This is a genomic window from Shewanella phaeophyticola (assembly GCF_025398315.1).
Classification (GTDB): domain Bacteria; phylum Pseudomonadota; class Gammaproteobacteria; order Enterobacterales; family Shewanellaceae; genus Shewanella; species Shewanella phaeophyticola.
Genome location: NZ_JAODOQ010000001.1, coordinates 549,230 through 560,506 on the forward strand (window position 1 = coordinate 549,230; position 11,277 = coordinate 560,506).

Annotated in this window: 6 protein-coding genes and 4 pseudogenes; 5 read left to right on the plus strand and 5 right to left on the minus strand. The window is 42.4% G+C overall.

The annotated features are described in order from the left end of the window. Positions 1–19 precede the first annotated feature (19 nt). The 3 genes and pseudogenes from folK (at position 20) to N4T56_RS02640 (ending at position 2,306) form a co-directional block, all read left to right on the plus strand. Positions 20–545, plus strand: a pseudogene (gene folK, locus N4T56_RS02630) (2-amino-4-hydroxy-6-hydroxymethyldihydropteridine diphosphokinase). Between the two features lie 26 nt (positions 546–571). Further along, positions 572–1,370, plus strand: a pseudogene (locus N4T56_RS02635) (undecaprenyl-diphosphate phosphatase). 96 nt (positions 1,371–1,466) lie between these two features. After that, complete coding sequence (locus N4T56_RS02640) at positions 1,467–2,306, plus strand: putative RNA methyltransferase (RefSeq protein WP_261732123.1); 840 nt, start codon at positions 1,467–1,469, stop codon at positions 2,304–2,306. A gap of 272 nt (positions 2,307–2,578) precedes the next feature. Here N4T56_RS02640 and N4T56_RS02645 read toward each other — a convergent pair whose 3' ends face one another. Both N4T56_RS02645 and N4T56_RS02650 read right to left on the minus strand, forming a co-directional pair. Continuing rightward, positions 2,579–2,845 carry an Lpp/OprI family alanine-zipper lipoprotein gene (locus N4T56_RS02645; protein ID WP_124017059.1) on the minus strand — a complete coding sequence of 89 codons (267 nt, stop codon included), beginning with the start codon at positions 2,843–2,845 and terminating at the stop codon, positions 2,579–2,581. A gap of 278 nt (positions 2,846–3,123) precedes the next feature. After that, a pseudogene (locus tag N4T56_RS02650) lies at positions 3,124–4,355 on the minus strand (multifunctional CCA addition/repair protein). A 130-nt stretch (positions 4,356–4,485) separates the two neighbouring features. On the opposite strand from N4T56_RS02650, the gene N4T56_RS02655 reads away from it, so the two are divergent. Further along, on the plus strand, positions 4,486–6,162 hold the full coding sequence (locus tag N4T56_RS02655) for an ExeA family protein (protein ID WP_261732124.1): 1,677 nt from the start codon (positions 4,486–4,488) through the stop codon (positions 6,160–6,162). Further along, positions 6,162–7,163: a general secretion pathway protein GspB gene (locus N4T56_RS02660; protein WP_261732125.1), complete on the plus strand. Its 1,002-nt coding sequence runs from the start codon at positions 6,162–6,164 to the stop codon at positions 7,161–7,163. The genes N4T56_RS02655 and N4T56_RS02660 overlap by 1 nt, the downstream gene beginning before the upstream one ends. A gap of 74 nt (positions 7,164–7,237) precedes the next feature. Here N4T56_RS02660 and nhaD read toward each other — a convergent pair. The 3 genes and pseudogenes from nhaD to N4T56_RS02675 form a co-directional block, all read right to left on the minus strand. Continuing rightward, positions 7,238–8,484, minus strand: a pseudogene (nhaD, locus tag N4T56_RS02665) (sodium:proton antiporter NhaD). Between the two features lie 325 nt (positions 8,485–8,809). Next, positions 8,810–10,096, minus strand: coding sequence for a glutamate-1-semialdehyde 2,1-aminomutase (hemL, locus tag N4T56_RS02670; RefSeq protein ID WP_261732126.1), 1,287 nt, complete (start codon positions 10,094–10,096; stop codon positions 8,810–8,812). A gap of 26 nt (positions 10,097–10,122) precedes the next feature. Further along, complete coding sequence (locus tag N4T56_RS02675) at positions 10,123–11,142, minus strand: aspartate carbamoyltransferase (RefSeq protein WP_261732127.1); 1,020 nt, start codon at positions 11,140–11,142, stop codon at positions 10,123–10,125. Positions 11,143–11,277 lie beyond the last annotated feature (135 nt).

Genomic DNA, 11,277 nt, shown 5'->3' on the forward strand with positions numbered 1-11,277 from the left:
TAGCAATTTAGGTTAGCCAATGGCACGTATTTACATCAGCTTAGGGACGAACATCTCGCCTGAGCAGCACCTTAAAGCTGGCTTATTAGATTTACAGCAATATTTTGGCTACTTTGGAGTTGTCGCGGGTATTTGAAAGCGAGTCGGTTGGCTTTAAAGGCACCAACTTTTTAAATATGGTGGCAGTGGCTGAAACCGAACTCAGCATTGCTGAGGTTGTTGCAACGTTTAAGCTTATTGAACAGGCTAACGGGCGAATTAGAGGTGAGAAAAAGTTTAGCCCGCGTAGTCTAGACATCGACTTACTTTTGTATGACGACACGGTTTGTGACGAGCCGGTTGAACTGCCTCGTGGCGAAATTTTATTTAATGCCTTTGTACTATGGCCTCTTGCTGAAGTTGCCCCTAACTTGAACCATCCGGTAGCACAAAAAAGTTATCATGCACTTTGGCAAGCTTATGACAAACAATGTCAAAGCTTATGGCCGATAGCGTTTGAGTTCCCAGCTGAGTTACAACCCAATATCAAGTTATCAACCCTTTAAAAAGTGAATCTTCACAAGGAAAAAATATGGAAACGCTTCAAGTTATTCTGCTGGCATTAATTCAAGGTTTAACCGAGTTTTTACCGATTTCTAGCTCGGCACATTTAATTTTACCGTCGCAACTTTTAGGTTGGGCAGATCAAGGTTTATCGTTTGATGTCGCGGTGAATACTGGCTCTTTATCTCGCGGTAGTGATTTACTTTCGTCACGATATTGTTGCCTTAGCTAAAGCCTGGTTTATGAGCCTTACCGGCAACTCTAGCCAAGGAAGTAAGCTGGCTTGGTGGATTATTTTAGCGACAATCCCTGCAGTGATTGTCGGTTTTACGGCTAAAGACTTTATTGAAACTCATTTTAGAAACACACTCGTAATCGCAACCACCACCATAGTGTTTGGTTTGTTGTTATGGTTTGCCGACAGAATGTCAAAAGCGCAATTAACCGAGTTTCAAATGGGCTGGAAAAAAGCATTATTGATTGGTGTTGCTCAAGCAATGGCGCTTATACCTGGTACATCGCGCTCTGGTGCCACGATGACCGCCGCACTTATGCTAGGTTTAACCCGCGAAGCTGCTGCACGATTTTCGTTTTTAATGTCGATACCAGTGAGCTTTGGTGCTGCGTTATTGGTGACTAAAGATTTAGTTCAAAGCCCTGCGGCAATAGACTATCAAGCGCTTGGATTAGGTGTTGTGGTATCGTTTGTGTCGGCTTATTTATGTATTCATTACTTCTTAAAGTTTATTAGCCAGATTGGCATGACCCCATTTGTGATTTATCGCCTATTATTAGGGGGGATATTACTGGGGATGCTTTACCTTTAGGCCATTTTTAGGCTGTTGTAAGATTTTATAAAACGGGTATAAGACCCGTTTTTTGTTTTTATTTTAGATAATCGAATTTTCGAGTAAAGGTCAACAATGACACTACCGCTATTATGTCCAGTGTGCGCTGCACCCCTCAAACAACATCAAGCATCGCAAGGTTTTTATTGTGACAATAAACACCACTTTGATAAACATGCGCAAGGCTATTGGCCATTATTGAGTAACAGTAAAACTAAGCCTCAAGTGTTATCTCGTCAGCAAATGCGTGGCCGCCATTTTTTACTCGAGTCAGGGCTTTTTTCTCCGCTTATTGAAGCGTTGCAAACACTGTTATTACAGCGGGTTAATTTGGCTCAGCAGGCTGATTTTCACTATCTCGATTACCAATGTGCAGACGGCTATTATTTACGCCAGCTGGTGCCAGCATTAGACAGTGCACAAAATGATTGTCAATTTTTTGGGATTACTGATGCTGAAAACGCTATTTTTGCTGCAGCTAAAGCACAAACTCCCGCAAAACTCATTTTAGCCGGACTTAAAAAATTGCCTTTTGCGAGTCAATCTATCGATTTAATTACCGTACTCGACTCACCGCTAAAAGGTAAGGAGTGTATTAGGGTATTAAAAGATGATGGCCACATTGTGATACTGCAACCGGGTGTACGTCATTTGTGGCAAATTAAACAACAAGTGTATCCCGAGCTTGTCGAAAAGCCGCTACAACTGAACTTACCTAATGACCTGGTTATTGAAGACCAACAGCAAGTGAGTTTTACCCAGGCTGTGAGTGGTGAGCAAGCGTTAACGCTATTAGACATGTCTGTTTTTGGCTGGCGCGCTAATGATGAATTAAAGCATCAGATTAAATCGAATAATATAGAAGCGTTAGAGTTTGATTGGCACATTATTACTGTTAAAAAAGCTAAAAGCTAAAAGCTAAAAGCTAAAAGCTAAAAGCTAAGGCGCTTTGCTGTTAGAGGTCAAGGTTAACAACTTAATAAGCTTAGGCGTTGTAATAAAAATGAAAAAAGGTTGCTGAGGGGAAGTTGTTGATGTTTTTCGTTTGATGCCGCGTATCCGAGATAATCAAAAATAGATAATCAAAAATAATTAAGGCTTGACGTTGAAGGCTACCTAAGTAGTTTATCAACAATCAAGCCCTAATAATCAACCTATTAATATAAGCTAATTTTTAATAGCAATTCTTACTTTTTGTAAGAAGAAGCCATGTTGTCTAAACGGTCGTTAGCACGTTTAGCTTCGGCTTGTGCGTCCATAGAAGCAGCTTTAGCGCCTTTAACATCAGCAGATAGCTTGCTTTGCTCAGACTTTAAAGAACCAACTTCTGCTGATAGTTGATCAACTTTGTTTCCTAGGTTTGCTACGCTTTCTTCTAAAGCAGTAGTGTTAGCACAACCACCTAATAAAGCAGTCATCGCAACACCAGCAATCATCAGTACTTTTTTGTTCATGGGTAAATCCCTTAATATATAGGTTGTTAAATAGTGCAACGGCGTCTGCCTTTGCAACGGCGTAATTATGTCACAGTTTTTTTATTTGCTATAGGCAAATATAAGATTATTAATCTAAAATAACGAAATAAATGAAAATTGCAAGTCTACTGACTTAAAACTACTCTTTTTTATCGATTTTATATAAATCTTAGTGATTTATTGCTTATTCACCGCTAAAAATTGCATTTTTTCGCTTTTTTACTATCAAAGTAGTAAAGATAGTTGTAACACGAATGTTATTTTTTAAGCAATTGTAATTTATACTCATTAACACGTTCTGTGCGTTTTAGTTGTAATTGGCTTTTTATTGCCGCGCCTTGGTGCCCTTCAGCGATAATCGATTGCACATCAACCTGGTTTGCCAGTTGCAAGCAATGCTGTAAATACTCAGCCTGTGGATACTCTGCTTCTTCAAACCCTGTACGGCCTCTTATGTCGCCATGACAACATAATAATAAGTCGGTTAGCCGCTGAGGTTTACGCCAAAAGTCAGCCTTATCGAACAGTTTGATTATGGTCTCAGCTCTAAGTTCAAACGCATTATGAATATTTTGGTGCTGGTCGCTCACTAATAACGCTAAATCACGGTATTCATTAGGGACTCGTATTCGTTGGCATAGTTTTTTGATTGCGGCTAAGCCTTTTTGTCCATGGCCATGATGTTTTGGCCAATCTTGTTTAGGGGTGAGTGCTTTACCTAAGTCGTGCACTAATGCTGCAAAACGGACTGCTTTGTTTGCGCTCAATTTACTGGTTTGTTCCAGCACCATTAAGGTATGTACGCCGCTATCTATTTCTGGGTGCCATTTTTCAGGTTGTGGCACACCAAATAAGGCATCGACCTCCGGAAATAATACTTCTAACGCTTGGCATTCTCTTAATATTTCAAAAAAATTTGTGGGCTTTGGCTCGCTAATGCTTTATCGCATTCTTGCCATACGCGTTCAGGGGTGAGGTGCTCAAGTTCGCCATTATTGGCAATCTCACGCATCAACTGTAATGTTTCTGGTGCGATACTAAAGCCTAAATGATGAAAACGTGCAGCAAAGCGTGCAACACGTAATACCCGTAAAGGATCTTCTGTAAACGCATTAGACACATGACGCAACACCTTAGCCTTGATATCGTCAACACCATGGTAAGGGTCGTACAGGTTGCCTTGCTCGTCTTGCGCGATGGCATTAATGGTTAAATCACGACGTAGTAAGTCTTGTTCAAGGGTGACTTGCTGGTTGGCGTCACAACTAAATCCCTGGTAACCATTACCGGTTTTTCGCTCCGTTCTGGCTAGGGCGTATTCTTGTTGTGTTTTGGGGTGTAAGAAAACCGGGAAGTCTTTGCCAACTTGCTGATAACCAAGCGCTAGCATTTGTTCAACACTGCTACCCACAACCACGTAATCTTTGTCGACCACAGGTTGATTAAGAAGGGAATCGCGCACGGCCCCGCCTACTAAATAAATCTTCATGGCGTACCACAACGTGTAATAATAAGTAGCATAAATATTACCAGAGTTAGATTTTTACGGCTAACTTTTGACAAGCTGTGATACAAGCATTAACGTGAGCCGTCAGTTTCAAATAAGGATTTTTGGTCGAATGTATAAAGCCTTCTATGGATTAAATGATAATCCGTTTTCAATTGCGCCTAACCCTCATTATATGTTCTTAAGCGACCGCCATCGTGAGGCGCTAGCCCATCTAACTTATGGGTTAGGAGAAACCGGCGGTTTTGTGTTATTAACGGGAGAAGTTGGGACGGGTAAAACCACCGTTTCACGCTGTTTATTGCAGCAAATACCTGATAATACCGATACTGCTTTTATTCTTAATCCTTCTTTAACCGAGCTAGAGCTATTAGCCACATTATGTGATGAGCTCGAAATTAGTTATGGTGAAAATCCAACCTTAAAACAGCTGACAGATCTCATCAGCATGTATTTACTCAATAATCATAAAAATGGCCGTAATACGGTGCTGATTATTGATGAAGCACAGCATTTGCGCTCGGAAGTGTTAGAGCAGCTGCGCTTATTAACAAATCTAGAAACCAACACCAAAAAGCTATTACAGGTTATTTTAATTGGTCAGCCTGAATTGCAGCAATTATTGAAGCGCCAAGATTTACGCCAGTTAGCTCAGCGTATCACTGCTCGATATCATTTATTGCCGTTAAATAGAGAAGAAATTGCTTTATATGTGTTGCACCGGTTACAGGTGGCTGGACGTCATGAACCTTTATTTACCCGTAAAGCAATAGCGGCATTGCACAAGCACTCTGGCGGTATTCCTCGGTTAACTAACTTATTATGTGAGCGTGCGTTAATGGCCGGTTATGGCCAAGGCAAAGTGCCAATTGATCATAAGATGGTTAACCAAGCCGCGATTGAAGTGTTGGGTGACATCGATGAGTCTAATGAAAAGCGCTGGCCGTTTGTGGCCGCTGCGGCGTTGGTACTGGCATTTGGCTTATCATTTTATTTGTTTAATCGCACAGCGATTGACGAAAACCTCAGTGCTACAACTGCATTGCCTCAAGCTCAAGCTCAAGCTCAGCAACCCGTAGATGAACCCATCACTACAATTACTGCAAATAAACCGCTTATACAGGTGCAACAACCACAAGCACCTGCGCAATCAACACCTGCTGTTAATGCAGAACAGCAAATATTACGTCAGGCAATGCTGCAAAGTAACAGTATCGATAATGCTTTTGCTGGGTTGTTTGGTTTATGGGATAAGCAGCCCATCATTGGTTTATCTGCTTGTCAGGCTGCACAACAACAAAACCTAGCCTGTTACCAACAACAAGGTAATTGGAACAGTATTATGCGCCTCAATTATCCTGCCGTGGTTTATTTGCAAGATGCACAAGCTAATGTGTTTTATGGGGTGATTGTCGAGCGTCAAGTTGATCAGATATTACTGCAGTTAGGTGAGCAACAATTTTGGGTAAATAAAGATTGGTTTGATCGTCACTTTAGCGGCACTTTTGAGATTTTATGGCAGCCAGACAGTATTTTACCCCGTGAAATCGGCCAGGCATCCAGTGTGGCAGAACTGCAGTGGTTAGAAAATAGTTTAGCCATTGTGAGCCAACGTCGCGCTCGTTTGCTCACTCAATTTGACAGTGAGTTAGAGCAACAACTTATGCAGTTTCAGCGTCAGCATGGTTTAAAACCAGATGGCATTGCCGGTAATCAAACCCTAATACAACTTAATTTATATTTGAGCCAACAAGGCTCTAGATTAAGCGCTTCTGAGGAACGTCGTTAATGTCGATTTTATTGGATGCCGTTAATCGCAATAAACAACAGCAAGGCAATGTGGCCGATTTAATGTCGACCCCTCCACAGTATTCATCGCCGCCGAATAAACCTACCTCGCTAAAAAAGTACGGTTTACTGGCAACTGCAGTGTTAGTTGGAGTGGGTGCTGCTTGGGGGATGAGTTTGCTGCTTGTGCCGCCTTCAACGCAGTCTATTGAGCCAGTAGCTCCAGCTCAAAGTTTGCCAAAACCGGCAGTCGTTAACCCGTCAGTATCGAAGGTTGAAACAGCAATGGCTCCGGTATCTGATGATGTTCGCTTAGCGGGTAAAGTTGCGCTGCCGCTAGCAAAGCCTTTTAATCAAACGGCGATGTCTGTGCCGGCAAGCAATTACCGAGACTCTGGCTCTGCAAATGTTTCACAGACTAATGCAGCTCCAGTAAACTCGCAGCAATATTCGCAGCAACAATCAACGCCTGCACAAACTAGTTCTCGCCAGCAAACGCAATCTTATGCAGAACCATCACAACAAGAGCCGATAGTTTTAGGGGCTAATGCTAACCGTCGTGGACTCGCTGAACTTGAAGCGTTGCGTATGCAAGTGAACGCTGCCGCTCAAGAAGTCGATTTTGCGTCAGTGAAAGCGCCGTCGATTGATGAGCAAAACAATTTATTGGCCGCGTTTGAAACCGCACTTAAAGACGTCGAGTTTGAGGAATCCGTTAATCAACGGATGACAGAGGCTAAGCTTGATCCGATCCCTACGCCGAGTAACCGCCAAATCCCTAAATATGGCGATTTACCCGCAAGTGTGCAATTACAGGTGCCAGAGTTTAATGTTAACGCACATGTTTATGCCACAGATCCAACGAACCGTTGGCTAAATGTAGATGGTGCAGAGTTTCAGCAAGGTGACATGATTAAGAATAAGCTGACGATCATTGAGATCCGCCCAAGAGATATTATTTTGGATATTAATGGTGAACAATTTAGGGTGCCAGCTATCTAATCGGTATCACGTTGGCTAAAAACAACAAAGGCGCATAATGCGCCTTTGTTGTTAGTGAGTATTAGAGGTGAGATTTAACCGTGAATATGGTTAGCTAAAAACAAGGTTAATACATAGCCCAAGCTGTAGCATAACAACAACGCAGGTACGTATTTTAAATAACTCACAAAGGTCAGTTCTTCTACTTTGCTCATGGCAATAATGCCTGATGCTGAACCGATAATTAACAACGATCCACCCACACCCACAGCGTAAGTTAAGCCTAACCATTGCACTGTGGTTAACACTGGGTCTGCTTTTAATAACGCAGCCGTGAGTGGTACGTTATCTAGTAATGATGAGCCAACACCGGTGAAGAAGTTAGAAATACTTGGGTTATACATACCGTATACGTCGGTTAATAAGTTAAGCGTACCAATTTCTTTAAGCATACCCACCAGTAGTAAAATCCCTAAGAAGAATAGTAAGGTGTCGAATTCAACTTGGCGAATATATTCTAATACCTGTAGATCTTCGGTTTTACTCTTGTCTGTGCGGCCAACTAAGAACATGACCGACAAACCAAATAAGAACGTCAGCACAGGTGGAACCCCAAACAGTACGTTAAGTGCCATGGTTAAAATAATTGTGGCAAAGAAGATTATCCCTATCACGATATCAACCGTATTGTATCTTTGTTCGATTGGCGTGGTGCTCACATGGCCTCAGCTTTCAGTGAGAACAACACTGCTAACAAGCCAACACTTATCCCAGCAGGAATGAACAATACCAGTAGCTCAGAGATATGTACTTTACCAGCTAAGAAAATCATTAATGTGGTGACATCGCCAGTAATCAAGGCAACACCACCTGAGTTAACCGCAAAAATAATCAATACCGCCATGCGGCGACGCATTTGATTGTCTAGGTTAAAGGTGGTTAGCAGTACCAAAGACACCAAGGTTGCGGTGACGTTGTCACAAAATGTTGATAACACTAAAGCGAACAAACCAACTTGCAGCATTAACATGCGTACAGAGACTTGCTGCGGAAATATTTTTTGCACTAAAACCTGGATCATGCCTTTAGCGTTTAAATAAGCGACAAAGGTCATGGTCGACATTAAAAATAGCCATAATGTGGCAATTTCTAATAAGTTTTCATTGAGTTCTTCGCCAACCAGTTTACTGTTTTCTGGACTGCCAGAGGCAATAAACAAAGTTATCCAGGCGATACAGCCAAGGAATAAAGTGGTTTTTGCTTTGTTAATATGAGTAACTTCTTCGAGCACGATACTGAGCAGCGCGAGCACCGCAAGCGAGATAAGAAAAGTATGTAGCATGACTGCAATTCCAACTTTGTGTTGTAGGTCATTAGGCGCTGTTGATCGTTCAAGCTTGTTTCAAAAGCCCTAACATTATTACCGAGAATTTATGCTCACTTAACCCAACCTCATTTTAAGGTTCAATTAAGTTTTCTATTTGCGGCGCGATCACATCACATAAATGGACGTTCCGCAACTCAGATCACAGTTTTTGTGCCAAAATAGACCAAAGTTGAGCAAGGTTTGAACACCAAGACGGGAAGTAGAAGGTGAGTGGGTTTATAGAATGAAAAAAGGATAACCAACTAAGTTGATTATCCTTTTTTTCTAATGGGTTGAGCGCTTACTTCATCGCAGCAAAAACACGGTCAACAGCAGCTAGAGTGTAGTCAATTTCTTCATCGCCATAGGCCATTGATAAGAAGCCGGCTTCATATGCGCTTGGAGCTAAGTACACGCCTTCATCTAACATTGCATGGTAGAAGTGACGGAAATGCTCCATGTTGCACTTGGTCACTTGAGTAAATGAAGTCATTGGTGCTTTATCTTCAGTAAAGAAGAAACCAAACATACCACCCACACAAGTGATGCTTAATGGAATACCGTGTTTGTCTGCTGCAGCTTTAAAGCCTTCTGCAACGCGTTTGGTTTTGGCTGCGAGCGCTTCGTATAGACCTGGTTCACATAACGCATCCATTTGCGCAAGACCTGCAGTCATTGCAATTGGGTTACCTGATAGGGTACCAGCTTGATAAACTGGTACTGTAGGTGCAATAAATTGCATCACTTCTTTACGGCCACCAAATGCGCCCACTGGCATGCCGCCGCCAATCACTTTACCTAGAGTGGTTAAGTCAGGTGTAACGCCGTAATGCCCTTGTGCACCGCTCATTGATACACGGAAACCGGTCATGACTTCATCGATAATCAATAACGCACCAAATTCATCACAAATAGCACGTAAACCTTGTAAAAAGCCTTCTACAGGTGGAATGCAGTTCATGTTGCCGGCAACGGGCTCGAGGATGATACACGCGATATCATCTGGGTGCTGCTCGAAAATAGCACGCACAGAATCAAGGTCGTTATAGGTTGCTGTTAACGTGTGCTTAGCAAAGTCTTCTGGAATACCAGGCGAGCTTGGCTGGCCAAGAGTGAGTGCACCAGAACCGGCTTTGACTAATAAGCAGTCTGCATGGCCGTGGTAGCAGCCTTCAAACTTTAAAATGTTGTCGCGGTTAGTAAAGCCACGAGCTAAACGGATGGCACTCATGGTGGCTTCAGTACCTGAACTCACCATACGAACCTGTTCCATTGATGGCACCATTGAAATCACTTTTTCAGCCATTTTGACTTCAAGCTCTGTCGGTGCACCAAATGACAAACCATTTTCAACGGCATCTAAAACCGCTTGACGAATTTTAGGGTGGTTATGGCCTAAAATCATCGATCCCCATGAACCAACATAGTCGATATATTTTTTACCGTCGGCATCGAAAATATAAGCGCCATCGGCTTTTTCGATAAATAACGGTGAACCACCAACACCATTAAAGGCACGAACAGGTGAGTTAACGCCACCTGGAATGGTTTGTTTAGCCTGTTCAAATAAGACTTCGGAGCGGGTCATGTCTAATCCTTAATTTTGTATGCCAATTATCTATCGGCTTTACGTGAATACCAGTTTACTGGGCACTCATACTTTTCGAGTTGGTTTTCAACTCCAAGTGTTAATGCAAAAAGTGCCATACGGATAAGTAAGCCGTTGTCGGCTTGTCTAAAAATAGCCAAACTTGGATGGCTGTTTAAATCATTGTCGAGCTCGTTTGCTTGGGCGCGCGAGTCTCGTGGTAACGGGTGCATAATCACTGTATTTGATTTGCAATGCTGCGTGTAAATATTGTGATTTAAGCGAAACTTGCCGCGATACTTGTTGGCTTCTTCTTGTGACGGAAAACGCTCTTCTTGAATGCGGGTTAGGTACAATATATCTGCCTGATGCAAATTACCTTCAAGTTGTTCTGTTATTGTGATCTTATGCCCAGCATTTTCAATGTCGGCGATCACATAGTCAGGCATTGCTAGCTCACTGGGTGAAATCAATGTGAACTGAATGTCTTTATGCATGCAAAGTAAGCGCGATAAAGAATGCACTGTGCGGCCATATTTTAAATCACCTACCATCGCGATGTGCATACCATCGATGCCCATGCCTGCGTGGCTAAGTTCTTTCTTAATGGTAAATAAATCAAGTAATGCTTGAGTGGGGTGCTCATTAGAGCCGTCGCCACCGTTAATCACAGGTACACGGCTACCTTCAGCAAACTCTTTTACTGAGTAGGCATCTGGATGACGCATGGCGATAACGTCTGAGTAGGTCGATAGCACTCGGGCAGTGTCGTATAAAGACTCACCTTTTGATAATGACGACGACGCCATTCCTGTGGTTTCACGTACATGGCCACCAAGCAAATTAAAGGCACAGCCAAAACTAACGCGTGTACGGGTGCTAGGCTCAAAAAACAGGTTGCCTAAAATCGCGCCATCTAACACATTGGTGCGTTTTTCACGCAAAGCGTAAGGGGTCATTTTAGTGGCAACATTAAAAATAGTGTTAATTGAATCCAGATCTAACTGGTTTACGGAGAGGATATGTGAACCTTCGAACTGCATCATCAGCCTGATTTCCAAAGTGTAGGGTAAAATATTCACCAGAACAGCATGCTATTTCACCGATATTTTTATAGGGTATTTTGTGGTTTTATTACTATATGGCTGAGGCAAAATTGTAGCAGAAAATAAACAGCAGAT

What these genes read in the sequence shown, in the direction of transcription:
- N4T56_RS02675 (WP_261732127.1), bottom strand. Translation starts at nt 11,142, where the DNA reads ATGATGCAGTTCGAAGGTTCACATATCCTCTCCGTAAACCAGTTAGAT.
- N4T56_RS02645 (WP_124017059.1), bottom strand. Translation starts at nt 2,845, where the DNA reads ATGAACAAAAAAGTACTGATGATTGCTGGTGTTGCGATGACTGCTTTA.
- N4T56_RS02640 (WP_261732123.1), top strand. Translation starts at nt 1,467, where the DNA reads ATGACACTACCGCTATTATGTCCAGTGTGCGCTGCACCCCTCAAACAA.
- N4T56_RS02655 (WP_261732124.1), top strand. Translation starts at nt 4,486, where the DNA reads ATGTATAAAGCCTTCTATGGATTAAATGATAATCCGTTTTCAATTGCG.
- N4T56_RS02660 (WP_261732125.1), top strand. Translation starts at nt 6,162, where the DNA reads ATGTCGATTTTATTGGATGCCGTTAATCGCAATAAACAACAGCAAGGC.
- hemL (WP_261732126.1), bottom strand. Translation starts at nt 10,096, where the DNA reads ATGACCCGCTCCGAAGTCTTATTTGAACAGGCTAAACAAACCATTCCA.